Below are 14,235 nucleotides of genomic sequence, written 5' to 3'. Positions count from 1 at the left end.
GGCTTCGGACAGGGTCGCGCGGACGCCGACGCGAACAAGGGTCCGGCGGCGCGCATGCGGCCTGACCGGACACCCCGCCGGAGGACGTTATCTGTCGGGGCAGGTCTCCTGGCTCACGGGTCGACGCCTCGGATCCGGCCTTCCCGGCGCGAACGCCAGTGACACGAGATGGACCCTCGACTCGCCGCTTACAGTTGCGGGGGCAGCGCCGGTTTCACACCGGCTTCCCTCTTAGCTCCACGCGCCCCGAAGACCGCGTGCAGACCACGACCCGGGCACATGACCGCAATCAAGCGCAGCCGTCAATACATATAAGGATATCCTTATATGATTGCGGCTCGTTAACCCCTTGCCGCAGGAAACGCGCGCGCGTGACACATTTCGACCACAAGGCGTGGCGGATGAGCCACATGTCAGTTTCAAGACACTTATGTAACGACGGTTTATTGCTCAGCTTCTAGCGCCGGCTGGTAGCAGCCGCCCTCCCCGGGCCTCCACCCGGGCACAGACTGCTAAGGACAAAAGAAAATGAAGACGTTCCTCCTCGCCTCGGCCGCCGCCGCCACCCTGTTCGCCGCCCCGGCCTTCGCCCAGAACGCCATCGGTTCGGTCGGCGTGACCTACTCCAACCCGTCGATCGAAGTCGCCGGCGATGACGTCGACGCCGACGTCTGGACCGTGGACGGCACGGTCGCCCTGCCGGCCGCCGACTGGACCGTGACCCTGAACGGCGCCGTCGACTACACCAAGGCCTTCGGTGAAGAAGACGTCACCGGCGTCGCCGCCGCTCACCTGACCAAGATGTGGACCTCGGACGTCCGCGCCGGCGCCTTCGTCGCCGCCAACGACATCGGTTCGGGCAACGATCCCGTCTGGACCGTCGGCGCCGAAGCCCAGAAGTACCTGTCCAACGCGACCCTGACCGGCCTGGTCGCCTACACCACGTCTGACGACAGCGACGCCGACATCTGGACCGTCGGCGGCGACGCCGCCTTCTACGTCATGCCGAACCTGCGCCTGAACGCCGGCGTCAGCTACAACAACGTGGACGTGGCCGGCGGCGACGTGGACGCCTGGACCTATGGCGTGGGCGCCGAGTACGAAATCGAGAACACCCCGTTCTCGGTCGGCGCCGCCTATACCCGCGCCGACGTCGACTCGATCGACGTCGACACCTGGTCGCTGGGCCTGCGCTACAGCTTCGGCGGCGGTCTGCAAGCGCGTGACCGCGCCGGCGCCGGCCTGAACGTCTCGTCGATCACGAGCGTCCTGGGCGGCCTGTAAGCAACGGCCTCCCTCACGGGATGAGAAGAGCCCCGGCGGAGCGATCCGCCGGGGCTTTTTTCATGTCCGGATCGACGCACGAAAAAGGCCCCCAGGGTTCCACGACCGGGGGCCTTTCCTCTCGCGGCGAGATACGGGTCTTAACGCCCGATATGAAGCGTCCCTGATCCGACGACGGTGCGGGACACAGAGCCTGTGGCGGCGGCGACGCGGACGTTCCCCGAGCCGGCGATGGCGACGCTGAGGTCGCGGGTCGTTCCGCCGTAGCGGACGTCCCCGGACCCGCCGATGGCGACCGACAGCTTGTCCAACCGACCCTGGCGGACGTTCACCCCGCCCGAGCCGCCGATGGAGATGTCGCCCTGACCATTGGCGCTGGCGACCTCCACATTGCCCGAGCCGCCGACGGCGACCTTGAGGTCGCCCGTGCCGCCGGCCGAAACCGAGCCTGAACCGCCGACGCTGGCGTCCAGCGTCCGCGACGTCCCGGCGCGGATCGACCCCGAACCGCCGACGCCCAGCTCAAGGTCGCCGTCCACATTGGCGATGGTCCAGCCGCCGCAGCCGCCGCTGTCCAGTTCGACCGAGCGCGCGCCGCGTCCCACGGCGCCGAATACGGCGCCGCCGGCGCTGACATCCACGTTCCGCGGCGTGCGCAGGATGATCAGGGGCGCGTCCTCCAGCCGGATGCGGCCCAGATCGCGCACCTCGACCGTCGCGCCCTGGCCGGGCTGGGCTGCGTCTGCGCGGCCCGAGTTGCAGTTGCGTATGCCGTCGCCACGACCCCAGAGGCCATTGCGGCGAAGCCCGCCGTCGATCTCCACGTCACGGCCGTTGCGCCGCACCTGTACGGCCGGCAGCCGTGACCGGCCCTGCGTCACCTCGACGGCGATGTCCTGGCGGTCCTCGACGATGACGACCACGCGCGCCACGGCGTTGCGGATCTCGACTTCGCCGGCCGATGCGGGCGCGGCGGCGGCCAACCCCGTCAGGGCGGCGACGGCGGCGGCGGCGATCAGAGCGGTTTTCATGGAGGCGTTCCCTTTCCCGGATATGAGGAAAAGGTGCGCGCTGGCGACCCGCGAGTCATTTTAACTCGAGGTCATGAACTCGAATTAACGGGTGGCGTTCAAGGCGCCCGCGCCGTCCGCAGCCCCGACCTCGGGCTGGAAGTCGCGCTCGAAGGTCGCGATCCGGCTCTTCATCGCCCCGGCCCGCTTCAAAGCGAGCGACGCGGCCCAGCGCGCCGCCAACTCCGGCGCCGCCATGCCGTCGGTGAGGCGCGGCTCGCCGCCCCGGCTGCGGATCACGGCGTTGGTGAACAGCGCGCCGTTTCTGAACCGCGACGGCCAGGTCTGGAAATCCATCGACAGGCTGACGCAGAACCGGTCCAGGTTCTCCACACGATGCGGCGCGTACAAGGGCCAGGTCAGGGCGCGGCCGGGCTCCAGATCCATGATCTGGGCGTCGTTCTCGAACGCCAGATCATAGGGCAGTTCCTCCGTCGTCTGGCGCGCGACGACCTGTTCCATGCTGCGCTCGGGCAGATGCCGCTCGTCGCCCGGATAGACGAACAGCCTCTTGCGCCCGCGCAGGTGGAACAGAACCACCCCCGCCGCATCGAAATGATAGGGCACCCGCGCCTTGGGCGAGGACAGGATCAGCTGACCGGCGTTCCGCACCGCCCGCAAGCCCGGATAGGTCGCCTGGATCGCGGCGAAATCCTTCATCGCCGCCGCCCACAATTCGGGCCAGGCCGTCTCGACCCCGCGCAGATTGACCCAGAGCCGGCCCTGTTTGATCGCCTCCAGGAGATCCTCGCCCGACAGCCGCCCCCGCGCGCCGGTGCGCAGGCTGACCTGGCCCGCGTCGTCGTAATCGTACAGATTGATGTCGAACAGTTCGGCCGGATAGCGGTCCAGCATGGCGGCCAGGGCCGCATCCTCGGCGAAGCCCTGTTCCACCAGGCTGTGCGGATGGGTATTGGCCTCGGCGATGGGGCCGGGATAGCGGGTGCGGCGGCCGCTCATGATCCTATCCTCAGACATGGGCGACGCGCGCGGGCGTCTTCTTGCGGGCGGCGGCCTTGCTGACGGCGGACCGAACCGCGACGGCCGCGCCGCGCAGCCGCCCGACCGGCGAGGCCTCGCAGGCCTCGATAGTGGACCAGCGACGGCGCAGCGACGCCCGCAGCGCCTCGCCCCGGCCGCCCGCCTTGTCCAGCACCCCTACCGCTGCGTCGCCCAGGGCCTGGGTCAGGCCGGGCCGCATCACCACCGCCTCGCGCACCGTCTGGCGAGCGTTGACGAAATACTTCTTGTAGCTCTCGCCCTCGAACCCGAAGTCAAAGACCCGGAAACCCTCGGCCGAGGCCAGCCGCATCGTGTCCATGCTCAGCAATATCCCCGGCGAGCAACGCGCCAGGCTGGGCTCATACACCGGGAACCAGAAATGATAATGCCGACCAGCGTGTAGCGAGAACTCGATCGCCACCAGCTTGTCCCCCGCATGCATGGCCGCCATCGAGGCCCCGAAGTCAGGCCGGGGGTCCGCCATCAGGGCGTGGAGCAGGTCGCGCGTCCAGCCGCAGGCGAAAATGTCATGCAGGCCCGAGCGGCGATACTGGGCCGCCTTCAGTTCAATCAACTGGTCCAGCAGGGCGGGGTCGTGCAGGCCGCGTTCGACCCGAACGGGGCCCAGCTCGGCCTCCAGGCTGCGGCGGGCCCGTTCCTTGTCCTTGAAATATTTGCCGAAGGTCACGCGACGCTCGGCGTACCAGGCGTCGAAGCCGGCGTCCGGCATGGCGACCTGAACGGTCTCACGCGCCTGGCCGGTCTCGGCCGCGCCGATCCAGCCGGGGACGTTCAACCGGCGTGCATGAAGCAGGTGCGCCACCTGTTCCAGCGTGATGGTCTCGCCCTCGGCGGCGATCACGCCATGATAGTCGTTCATCGGCGCACCCAGCGGCTGCACCGATCCACCGCGTTTCTGATGCGGGAAGAAGCCGACGATCCGCCCGCCGCGCCGAAACACGGCCACGGCCGCGCCTGGACAGACGCGGGCGGCGATCTGCGTATAGTCCCAGCGGAAATAGGGACTGGTCAGGGCCGGATTGGTCGTCGTCCAGTCGCGCCACAGGGCGATCGCGGCGGCGTCCATCGCCTCCGCGCTCATGATCTCGACCTGCAGCGTTTCGGCCATGCGCGTCCTCATGCGACCCTTGGGAGCAAGGTCCATTCCAGAAACCATGCGCCATGGCCCGTTTCGGTATGGTTCATCGTCATGGTGAACGGGGTGATATCGCCACAGCCGGGAGCCCCGCCGGCCCGCGCGCGTTGCCATCCTGCGGAGGCCTGCTCCGCCAGGAGACCCCCATGACAGACGCACGCCCCGACAATCGCAACGTAGAGAACGAAAACCTGCGTCCGGACCACGACGGCGAACCGCCGCGCCCCGCGACCGAACCCAAGGGCTCGGAAGGCTCCAGCAACTCGGGCGAGACCGCGACCGATCCCGCGACGGGCGAAGAGAACTGAACCCGACGCTACCACGCCCTTGTCTGTCGCCTCCGAAAGCTCCCGAATGAACCGCCGTTTCGCCTGCCTCGCCTCCAGTCTCGCCGTCCTGACCCTGGCCGCCTGTTCCCCGCCCGCCGACAATGACCGAGATGCGGCGACGTCCCCCGCCGCCGAAGTCGGGCAGTCAGGCCCCCTGTCGCGCGACGCCATCGAGAACAGCGCCTATTCGCCCCCCGCACCCGACGCGCCCCCGACGACGGCGCAAAATCCGGCTCAACCGGAACCGGCCCTGATCCGCGCCCAGATTTTGCTGCAACGGGCGCGGTTTTCGCCCGGCGCCATCGACGGACTGGCCGGCTCGAACATGCGTCAGGCGATCTCGGCCTTCCAGGAGGCGCAGGGTCTGCCCGTCACCGGCGAACTGGACGCCGACATCATGGGCCGGCTTCGCGCCGTGGGGATCGGCGCCGTGACCTCGACCTATCGGATCACGCAGGAGGACGTCGCCGGCCCCTATATCGGCGTGGTTCCGACTGATCTGGAAGCCCAGGGCGAGGCGGCCGCGATGGGCTACGCCAATATCGTCGAAGCCCTGGCCGAACGTTTCCACGTGACCGAGGGCCTGCTGCGGGCGATGAATCCGGGCGCAGACTTCAACCGTGTCGGTCAGCCCCTGCTGGTTCCGGCGGTGAACACCAAGCCCCTGCCCGCCGAGGTGGACCATATCGACGTCAACAAGGCCGAGGGGTCGGTCAAGGCGTTCGCCGCCGATGGCAAGCTGATCGCCTATTTCCCGGCCACCATCGGCAGCGGCGACAATCCGACGCCCACCGGCACGGTCAAGGTCAACGGCGTCGCCCGCAATCCGAACTATACCTATGACCCGTCCAAGCTGAGCTTTGGCGAAGGAAGCCGCAAGGTCATGGTTCAGCCGGGACCGAACAATCCGGTCGGCGTGGTCTGGATCGATCTGAACAAGCCCAGCTACGGCATCCACGGCACGCCCGACCCGCATCTGGTCGGCAAGACCGCCTCGCACGGCTGCGTCCGCCTGACCAACTGGGACGCCTGGATGCTGGCCGACAAGGTCAAGCCCGGCGTGACCGTGCGGTTCGTCTGACTACTGGACCGCGCCGAAAGGCGTTCCGTCCCAGAAGTCGCAGTGGTGGCGGCCGAAGAAGTCCTTATCCAGTCGGTCGCCCTGGGCCGTGAACACCCGCACCGGCCCCGCACCCTCGACGCGGGGCCATTCGGGGCCGAAGTCGCCCTGGCCGAAACCGGCCCACAGCCGCTGCATCCGATCCGACAGGGCCTTCTGTCGGGGGGTGAACCGCTTCACATCGGTGAAGACCCAACTGGTCCCGAACACATAGGCCAGTTCGCTGGCGTGATAGGCGCCCAGGTCCAGGCCGACCAGCCAGTCCGGCAGGACGAAGGGCGCGCCGCGATCCGCGAACTCATAGCCCCAGACCGGCACATACCGGGACAACTGACGGCGCAGGGCCTGGGACGGACAGGCGAACCTCTGGTCGGTGAAGTTCGCAGCGATGGCGTAGGCCGGCCCCTCAGGACCGACCGGATAACGGTCCAGCACGCGCGGGCCGACATCGCCGTACATCCAGATCGTCTCCTTCTGGTAGCGATCCATATCCTTGACCTCGTTGGCGAACAGCCGCCCCTCGTCCAGGTTCGTGCCGACGATGACCGGCACGCGGGTGAAGCGGCCCTCATGGATCGCCAGGGCCGGGTTTTCCGGCACGGTCGCGTCGGTATGAACCGGTCCCCAGGATCCAGGCCCATTGATCCCCGCCCGCAGGGACGGCGCGCGCGCCAACCGCCAGGCCGGCAGGGCCTTCAGACAGTCGATCTGATCGGAGCCGCCACACCCCAGGTTTTCCGCAAACTTCGCCCCGGTCCTGGCCGCCTCCTCCGCGCTGACCAGGGACGACGGCTCCAGACATCCGCCGCTTTGCATGATGACCCGCTGGTACAGACCCTCGGATTTGGGCGAGGCCATCAGGTAGCAGGCCGTCCATGCCCCTGCGCTCTCGGCGAACAGGGTCACATTGGCCGGATCGCCGCCGAAGGCCGCGATGTTCCGATTCACCCATTGCAGGGCCGCCTGCTGGTCCATCAGGCCGAAATTGCCGCCGAAGCCTTCGCTCTCCGCCTGGAATTTCGGATGGGCCAGCCAGCCCAGGGCGCCCAGGCGGTAGTTCAGGGTGACGACCACCCGATCCTGATCGGCGGCCAGTTTCGACGGATCATAGTTGACGCCCGAGCCCACAGTGAAGGCGCCCCCGGGGATATAGACCATCACCGGCCGCAGCTCGGCGGCGTCTCCGGCGGGCATATAGATGTTCAGATACAGACAGTCCTCGCCCCCCACGACGAGGCCGCCGCCCCCGCCCAGAATGGCCTTGCGCCCAATGGCCTGGGTGCAGTCCGATCCCGGCCGGGTCGCATCGCGCACGCCGGTCCAGGCCTGGATCGGCTGCGGCGCGCGCCAGCGTAGATCGCCGACCGGCGGACGGGCGAAGGGCACGCCCAGAAAGGCGCGAACCCCCGCGCCCTGAACGCCGCGCACCGTCCCGGCCTGGGTCGTCGCCAGCACGGACCGGGCGTCGCTGGCGAACCGGACATGATCGACCTTGCCGGGATGGGTGGCGCAGGCCGCAAGCAGCAGGGACGCAAACAGAAGCGACAGAAAACGCATGAAGACCCTTGGCCGAGACGAGCGAGCTTAACGCGGCCGAAGCCAGAGCGTTTCGTTCGCGCCGAACGGCCGCGACATCAAGGCCAGAGGCGTTCGCGGCTCCAGGCGTCGCCGTCGCGCGTGAAGCGCAGCCGGTCGTGCAGGCGGAATGGACGGTCGCGCCAGAATTCGACGCTTTGCGGCGTCACACGCCAGCCGGTCCAGCGTTCGGGGCGCGGCACCTCGTCGCCTTCGAACCGGGCGGTCTCGCGCGCCACGGCGCCTTCCAGCGTCGCACGCGTGTCCAGCGGACGAGACTGGTCCGAGGCCCAGGCCCCGACCCGGCTCTCGCGGGCGCGGCTGGCGAAATAGGCGTCGGCCTCTTCCTTGCTGACCGGCTGCACCTGGCCGCGCACCCGCACCTGACGCCGCAACGACTTCCAGTGGAAGGTCAGGGCGGCCACCGGACGGGCGTCCAGCTCCAGACCCTTGGCGCTCTCGCGGTTCGAATAGAAGGTGAAGCCGCGCCCATCCACATCCTTCAGCAGGACGATCCGGGCGTCAGGCATGCCGTCGGCGTCCACCGTAGACAGGGTCATGGCGTTGGAATCATTGACCTCGTGCGCCCCCGCCTCGGCCAGCCATTCGACGAACAGGCCGATGGGCTCGACCCGGTCAAAGATCGTCTCGTCGCCATTGACGGCAAGGGCGGCGGCATAGTCGCGCGCGTACTCTTCGCGCGACGGGCTGGGCGGGATCACGGGGGGGGTCATGCGCCTGACTTAGCGCGGGACAGAGGCGGTGGAAATGATCGGGATCAAAACGGCCCCCCGGGCTCCAGTCGCGCGAGGCGCGGTAGCCCGACATGAATGGCCTCAAGGGGCGCGAAGCGCGGTAGCCCGAAAAGTTAAGTTAACCCGGCATTGACCCTAAGGCGCGAACGGTACGGGAATGAGCGCCATCCGTTCCACCTCCGACGCCGCCGCCGTTCGCGAAGCCCTGTCGATCCTGGGTCTGCACGGCGCGACCGACGCCGCCGCCCTGAAAACCGCCTTCCGTGCAGCGGTGAAGGCGGCGCGTCCGGACCAGGCCGGCGGAGACGCCGAACGGTTCCGGCGGGTGATCGCCGCCTACCGCCTGATCCAGGCCCACGCCCCTGCCCGTCCGAGCCTGGCGGCGCCCGCCGAACGCCCCGCGCCGCGGCCGGTGCTGGGGCTCAGCCCGATGCAGGCCCTGGCCGGCGCGCGGGTCGAACTGAGGCTGGGCGCACGCACGGTTCGGGTCGCCGTCCCGGCGGGCCTGCGCACGGGCGAGCATCTGCGGCTGCGCGGCGGCGCGACGGACGGTTCGGACCTGTATCTGGCGGTGCTGATCCGGCCCGAGGACGGGCTTTCGGTCATGGGCGACGACCTGTTCATGACCTGGCCCACCCCCTCGCGCCTGCTGGACGAAGGCGGCCGGGTCGAGATCGAAACCCATGCGGGCGCCCGCTCGGCCTGGATCACGCCGGAGATGGCGGCGCCGGCGCGGGTGCGGTTCAAGGACATGGGCCTGCCGGCGCGCGGTCCCCATCCTGCGGGCCATCTGTTCGTGACCCTGACCCCGTCGTCGGAGGCGCCCTCGGCCGCCGAGGATATGCTGGTCCGGTTCACCCGCGCCTGGGCGCCGGAGCGTCTGGCGGCCTGATCTTGAAGCGTCACATCATTGAGCGCATCATCTGGTGACGTTTTTGATGAGGCACGCCATGCGAACCACCGTGACACTCGATGACGAACTGATGGAAATGGCGGCGGAATACTCCGGTCTGTCCGAGCGGTCCGCGATCATTCGTGAAGCCCTCAAGGCGTTCGTCGCCCGCGAGGCGGCGCGTCGCCTGGCCGCCATGGGCGGAACTGACCCCAAAGCCACAGCCGCGCCTCGGCGACGCCCCGAATTGGTCGAGGAATGATCCTGGCCGACAGTTCGGTATGGATCGCGCACCTGCGATCAACAGACCAGACCCTGGTTGAGCGGCTTCGTGGCGAGGGCATCCTGTGCCATCCCGCCATCATCGGCGAACTGGCCGCTGGAAACCTCGCCAACCGCCGCGCCTTTCTCGACCAACTCTCGCGATTGCCGACCGCTGTCGCCGCCTCGCACCAAGAGGTGCTGACCCTGATCGAAAAAAACCGGCTTTTCGGGATTGGCGTCGGCTATCTGGATCTTCACCTCCTCGCCTCCACCCGACTGACGCCCGGCGCGCGGCTGTGGACACGGGATCGTCGGCTACAGGAGGCTGCCCGGACACTGGACCTGGCCGCCGTCCTCGACCATTAGGGTCGGCCATGTCGCACAACACCTTCGGCCATCTGTTTCGCGTGACCACTTGGGGCGAGAGCCATGGGCCGGCTATCGGCTGCGTCGTGGACGGCTGTCCGCCGCTGATCCCGCTGACCGAGGCCGATCTCCAGCCCTGGCTGGATCAGCGCAAGCCCGGGGGTTCGCGCTTCGTGACCCAGAGGCGCGAGAGCGATACGGCCCAGATCCTGTCGGGCGTGTTCGACGACGGCGAAGGCCCGGTGACCACCGGCACGCCCATCTCGATCCTGATCCAGAACGAGGACCAGCGGTCCAAGGACTATGGCGAGATCGCCCGCGCCTATCGGCCGGGCCACGCCGACTTCACCTATCAGACCAAATACGGGGTTCGTGATCCGCGCGGCGGCGGACGGTCCTCGGCGCGGGAAACCGCCAGCCGGGTGGCGGCGGGCGCCGTGGCGCGCAAGGTGCTGGGCGACGGCGTGAAGATCCGCGCCGGCGTGGTCCAGATCGGCCCGCACAGGATCGCCCCCGAAGACATCGATTTCGACGCCGTCCACGACAATCCCCTGTTCGCCGCGTCGCGCGCCGTCGTGTCCGCGTGGGAGGCCTATCTGGACGATATCCGCAAGGCCGGCTCGTCCATCGGCGCCGTGGTCGCACTGGAGGTCACAGGCGTGCCGGCCGGCTGGGGCGCCCCCCTGTACGGCAAGCTGGATTCCGAACTGGCCGCCGCCCTGATGTCGATCAACGCCGCCAAGGGCGTCGAGATCGGCGCCGGCTTCGCGGCCGCTGAACTGTCGGGCGAGGACAACGCCGACCAGATGCGGCTGGACCTGAACAAGCAGCCGGTCTTCCTGTCCAACCATGCGGGCGGGGTTCTGGGCGGCATATCGACGGGCCAGCCGGTGACGGCGCGGGTGGCGTTCAAACCCACCTCCTCGATCCTGACGCCGCGCCAGACCATCACCCGCGACGGCGAGGAGACCGACCTTCGCACCAAGGGCCGCCACGACCCCTGCGTCGCCCTTCGCGCCGTGCCGGTGGTCGAGGCCATGGCCGCCTGCGTCCTGGCCGACGCCCTGCTGCGCCACCGCGCCCAGGTGGGCTGACGGCCAAGGACTGAGGGCGGGTCGATCAGCCTGGTCGGGCGCGCAGCTTTTGACCGTCCGAAACCACTGTCGGGCGGACAGGGGCGCGCTCTTCCGTTCGTGCGGCCGTCTTCTCATCCTGTCGCATCAGAGCAATCAGGCCGGTTAGACCCGTCGTCATCACGATCATCAGCGACTCCTGCAACTGCGAACCGTTTGCAGGTTTGCGCACATCCGGGCGGCGTGCAAGAGAGGTTCGTCGGTGGCGCCGTACCCCAGGAGATCACCCGTGCGTGAAGACGGAAAACTGGACTACCTCGAACTGCCCGCCGCCAGCCTGCCCGAAACCAAGGAATTCTACAGCCGGGCCTTCGGCTGGACCTTCGTCGACTACGGCCCGACCTACGCCGCCTTCGACCAGGGACTGGATGGAGGGTTCGACGCCGACCAAGCCGAGCGGACCAAGACGCCCCTGCCCATCCTTTACGCCCACGATCTGGAAGCCATGCAGGCCAAGGTCCAGGGGGCGGGCGGCGTGATCCTGAAGCCGATCTACGCCTTTCCCGGCGGCCGGCGGTTCCACTTCGCCGATCCGGCGGGAACCGAAATGGCGGTCTGGTCCGAAAACTGAGATCGCCTAGCGGGCGTCGACCGACTGGGCGATCCGTTCGCCCTGTTCGCGGTCGGCGCCGTCCGGCGACGCCACCCAGACGTGGATTTCCAGCGGCGCGGTCGCACGCTGGAACAGATGCTCGATGGCCAGGCGGCGTCCGCCCTCGGTCACGACGATGGAGGCCCGTCCGCCGGCCTGGATCATCTGGCCGTCATAGATGGGAAACTGCGACGCCGGACCCGCGTAGATCATGACCAGAACCGTGTCCCCGCGACGGACGGCGTAGATTCGGGCGTCAGCGCCGGCGCGCGACTGGGTCAGCACGGTTCCGGACGGCAGGTCCAGCGTGAACGGCAAGGCGGCCATGGCCGCAGCGTCCAATCCTTGAGGCCCGACGGGCGGCGCAGGCGCCGGAGCGACCGTTGACGGCGTCTGGGCTGGCGCGGGCGCAGGCGCGGGCCGCACGGGACTGGCCTGAACCGGCGCAGGGGTCGGCGCGGCGGTGGGGCGCTGGACGACGGGGGCGGTCGATGGAGACCGGACAGGGGTCTGCGCAGGCGGCGGCGTAACCGGCCTCTGGGCAGCGGGCGTCTGGGCAGCAGGCGTTTGGGCAACAGGCGTTTGGGCAGCGGGCGTTTGGGCAGCGGGCGTCTGCGCCCCGGGCGTCACGGGCCGGGCGGTCGAGGCCGGCGCGCTGTTCAGGTCGCGGGTCAAGGTCGAGGGCTGGGGCGCAGGCCTGGACTGCGGGGCCGGCTCCACCCGGACGGGCGCAGGCGCAGGCGCCGGGACGGCCTGCGCGGGAGCAGAAACAGGAGCCGAGGTTGGGGCGGAGGTCGCGAACGGCGGTCCGCTGTTGAGATCGCGCGTCAGATCCGAGGCCGAGCGCGGCGTGGACGTGTCCTGCCCGGACACAAGAGCGACGGCGAGAGCGATGACGACCATGGCCGGACCATTACCCGGCGCCGAAGGAACCGCAAGCGTGCGGTCAGGCGTGCGGCAGATTCACCCAGAAGGTCGCGCCCTCGCCGGGGCTCGAGATCACGCCGATGGCGCCGCCCTGCAGTTCGACCAGTCGTTTGGCGATGGCCAGACCGACGCCGTGGCCCTCCACGCTGGATCGCTCCAGTCCCAGACGGTTGAAGGGCTCGAACAGCTGCGATTGCTTCTGCGAGGACAGGCCCGGGCCGAAATCGACCACCTCGATGCGGATATGCTGGTCCGCACGAAGCGCCCGCAGAATCACCCGCCCGCCCGAGCCGCCGTATTTGAGGGCGTTGCTGGTCAGATTGTCGATCACCTGCGCCAGTCGCTGGGAATCGGCCACCGCGATCAGACCGTCGCCCTCGCAGACCACCTGCACATCCACCGACTGGGCTTCCGACCTGAGCATGGCTGCACGCCTGACGTCTTCCAGCAGGCCGGGAATATCCGTCGGCCGCAGATCGACCTTGACCGCGCCGGACTCGGCTCGCGCCACATCGAGCAGGTCGTGGGCCAGCGCCTCCACCTGTCGCGCGGTCTTGACCAGCACGTCCGCCATTTCCGTCTGCTGGGGCGTGACAGGCCCGAGTTGGCCGGTCGACCACAGATTGCCGATGCCGATCACGCCGGCGACCGGGCTCTTGATCTCATGCGCCACATTGGCGAGCAGGCGCGACTTGGCCTCCGAGGCTTGCTCCGCCCGGACCTGCCCGGATCGCGCCCGTTCGGACAGACGGTCGCGCTCCTCCAGAAGGGCCGCGACCAGCAGGATCGGCATATAGCCGACCAGAACCTGGAGCTGGGCCGCCAGAACCTGTTCCGACCGGCTCAGGGTCTCGATATGGGGACCGTAGCCGAGCATGGCGCCCCCGACCGACAGCAGGGTGACGACCAGCAGGCTGAAGGCCGTGCCCGCGACGCCGAGTCGGACCGCGACCCCGAGCAACAAGGGGATCATCGCCACACCGATCTCAGCACGGCCGGTCAGGCCGAAGAACTGGACAGCCAGCACGCCCGCCAGCAACAGGCCGGCCTCCAACAGCGCGCCGGGGCGGGTGAGACGGGCCAGGGTGGACCAGGTCAGAGACAAGCCGAGCGTGCCTATGACGGCCAGACCCAGCGCATGACCGAACCACCAGGTCTGAAACGTCTCCAGCACGTCGCCCGAGCCGAACGGCGCCAAGGCGATCGACGCGAACACGCCCGCCGGGATCGGCGCGAGAGCCGCGGTGCAAATGAGAAACCGCGCCACGCCGTTCAGGCTGGACACGTTCAGCGTCGGGGCGAAGCGGCGCGCCAGAAGAACCGCCCCGATGATCTCCACCATGTTCGCCAGGGCGAACAGCAGGGACAGCATGGGCTTGTAGCCGGCGATCAACTCGCCGATCAGGATGCTGATCATCAGGACGGTGGCGAAGGCCACGTCGTGACGCCGCCCCCGCCCGGTCCGAAGCCAGACGGCGACCGCCACCCCGCACACGCCCCAAAGTCCCGAGATGAGCCCCAGACTATGGGCCCAGCCGATGGACACCGCCGCCAGAACAGCGACAGCCACGCCGGTCATCACGGGAATCAAGGGGTGGGCGAAGACATCGCCGCTGCTCGGCTCAGCCGCGCGCATGCGCGCGGCCGACGGCTGCGTCGGCGGCGCCGCGACATCGATGTCGAGCACACGGCTCAGGGGCATGCAGGGTCTCGAGGCAATTGATCGCGCCATCAAACCATGCGGTTCCTAATATCCCCTGAAACATGGTC

Annotated in this window: 16 protein-coding genes and 1 riboswitch; of the genes, 8 read left to right on the top strand and 8 right to left on the bottom strand. The window is 68.7% G+C overall.

What is annotated here, in order from left to right:
• Positions 1–81: 81 nt before the first annotated feature.
• Positions 82–284: riboswitch (cobalamin riboswitch) on the bottom strand.
• A gap of 244 nt (positions 285–528) precedes the next feature.
• The gene (locus GYM46_RS13450; RefSeq protein ID WP_008258753.1) at positions 529–1,284 is read left to right on the top strand and encodes a porin; all 756 of its coding nucleotides are present in this window, start codon (positions 529–531) and stop codon (positions 1,282–1,284) included.
• Positions 1,285–1,424: 140 nt separating this feature from the next.
• Here the strand turns inward: GYM46_RS13450 and GYM46_RS13445 are convergent, their stop codons facing one another.
• The 3 genes from GYM46_RS13445 to GYM46_RS13435 form a co-directional block, all read right to left on the bottom strand.
• Positions 1,425–2,315: a GIN domain-containing protein gene (locus GYM46_RS13445; protein WP_008264255.1), complete on the bottom strand. Its 891-nt coding sequence runs from the start codon at positions 2,313–2,315 to the stop codon at positions 1,425–1,427.
• Between the two features lie 84 nt (positions 2,316–2,399).
• Complete coding sequence (locus tag GYM46_RS13440) at positions 2,400–3,314, bottom strand: hypothetical protein (RefSeq protein WP_008259981.1); 915 nt, start codon at positions 3,312–3,314, stop codon at positions 2,400–2,402.
• Between the two features lie 10 nt (positions 3,315–3,324).
• The gene (locus GYM46_RS13435; RefSeq protein ID WP_008258735.1) at positions 3,325–4,485 is read right to left on the bottom strand and encodes a GNAT family N-acetyltransferase; all 1,161 of its coding nucleotides are present in this window, start codon (positions 4,483–4,485) and stop codon (positions 3,325–3,327) included.
• A gap of 173 nt (positions 4,486–4,658) precedes the next feature.
• On the opposite strand from GYM46_RS13435, the gene GYM46_RS13430 reads away from it, so the two are divergent.
• Positions 4,659–4,820 (top strand): hypothetical protein, encoded by a 162-nt coding sequence (locus GYM46_RS13430; RefSeq protein ID WP_008259259.1) that lies wholly within the window; start codon positions 4,659–4,661, stop codon positions 4,818–4,820.
• A 46-nt stretch (positions 4,821–4,866) separates the two neighbouring features.
• A complete protein-coding gene (locus GYM46_RS13425) occupies positions 4,867–5,922 on the top strand; it encodes a L,D-transpeptidase family protein (RefSeq protein WP_040349685.1) in 1,056 nt (351 codons plus the stop codon).
• Here GYM46_RS13425 and GYM46_RS13420 read toward each other — a convergent pair whose 3' ends face one another.
• Positions 5,923–7,518, bottom strand: a complete 1,596-nt coding sequence (locus GYM46_RS13420; protein ID WP_008260370.1) for a carboxylesterase/lipase family protein — start codon at positions 7,516–7,518, stop codon at positions 5,923–5,925.
• Between the two features lie 77 nt (positions 7,519–7,595).
• The gene (gene pdxH / locus GYM46_RS13415) at positions 7,596–8,270 is read right to left on the bottom strand and encodes a pyridoxamine 5'-phosphate oxidase (protein ID WP_040349687.1); all 675 of its coding nucleotides are present in this window, start codon (positions 8,268–8,270) and stop codon (positions 7,596–7,598) included.
• 178 nt (positions 8,271–8,448) lie between these two features.
• Here pdxH and GYM46_RS13410 point away from each other — a divergent pair, with 178 nt between their 5' ends.
• Genes GYM46_RS13410 through aroC form a run of 4 tightly spaced genes read left to right on the top strand, consistent with a single transcriptional unit; the run spans position 8,449 to position 10,907 of the window.
• Positions 8,449–9,183, top strand: coding sequence for a J domain-containing protein (locus GYM46_RS13410; RefSeq protein ID WP_008260444.1), 735 nt, complete (start codon positions 8,449–8,451; stop codon positions 9,181–9,183).
• 58 nt (positions 9,184–9,241) lie between these two features.
• Positions 9,242–9,445, top strand: a complete 204-nt coding sequence (locus GYM46_RS13405; RefSeq protein WP_008258922.1) for a type II toxin-antitoxin system VapB family antitoxin — start codon at positions 9,242–9,244, stop codon at positions 9,443–9,445.
• Entirely contained in the window at positions 9,442–9,813 is a 372-nt protein-coding gene (locus GYM46_RS13400) for a type II toxin-antitoxin system VapC family toxin (protein WP_008259808.1), read from the top strand. The genes GYM46_RS13405 and GYM46_RS13400 overlap by 4 nt, the downstream gene beginning before the upstream one ends.
• Before the next feature lie 8 nt (positions 9,814–9,821).
• The gene (gene aroC / locus GYM46_RS13395) at positions 9,822–10,907 is read left to right on the top strand and encodes a chorismate synthase (RefSeq protein WP_008263701.1); all 1,086 of its coding nucleotides are present in this window, start codon (positions 9,822–9,824) and stop codon (positions 10,905–10,907) included.
• A 25-nt stretch (positions 10,908–10,932) separates the two neighbouring features.
• Here the strand turns inward: aroC and GYM46_RS13390 are convergent, their stop codons facing one another.
• The gene (locus GYM46_RS13390; RefSeq protein WP_156796451.1) at positions 10,933–11,076 is read right to left on the bottom strand and encodes a hypothetical protein; all 144 of its coding nucleotides are present in this window, start codon (positions 11,074–11,076) and stop codon (positions 10,933–10,935) included.
• Between the two features lie 99 nt (positions 11,077–11,175).
• Between GYM46_RS13390 and GYM46_RS13385 the strand changes: the two genes are divergently transcribed.
• Complete coding sequence (locus tag GYM46_RS13385) at positions 11,176–11,517, top strand: VOC family protein (RefSeq protein WP_008261978.1); 342 nt, start codon at positions 11,176–11,178, stop codon at positions 11,515–11,517.
• A 6-nt stretch (positions 11,518–11,523) separates the two neighbouring features.
• Here the strand turns inward: GYM46_RS13385 and GYM46_RS13380 are convergent, their stop codons facing one another.
• Positions 11,524–11,865 (bottom strand): hypothetical protein, encoded by a 342-nt coding sequence (locus tag GYM46_RS13380; RefSeq protein WP_050771657.1) that lies wholly within the window; start codon positions 11,863–11,865, stop codon positions 11,524–11,526.
• Between the two features lie 619 nt (positions 11,866–12,484).
• Positions 12,485–14,167 carry a sensor histidine kinase gene (locus GYM46_RS13375; RefSeq protein ID WP_008263986.1) on the bottom strand — a complete coding sequence of 561 codons (1,683 nt, stop codon included), beginning with the start codon at positions 14,165–14,167 and terminating at the stop codon, positions 12,485–12,487.
• Positions 14,168–14,235: the final 68 nt, after the last annotated feature.

It is taken from the genome of Brevundimonas mediterranea (genome assembly GCF_011064825.1).
Taxonomy (GTDB): domain Bacteria; phylum Pseudomonadota; class Alphaproteobacteria; order Caulobacterales; family Caulobacteraceae; genus Brevundimonas; species Brevundimonas mediterranea_A.
The sequence above is the reverse complement of the archived record's forward strand: the minus strand, read 5'-3'. Positions and strand labels throughout refer to the sequence as shown.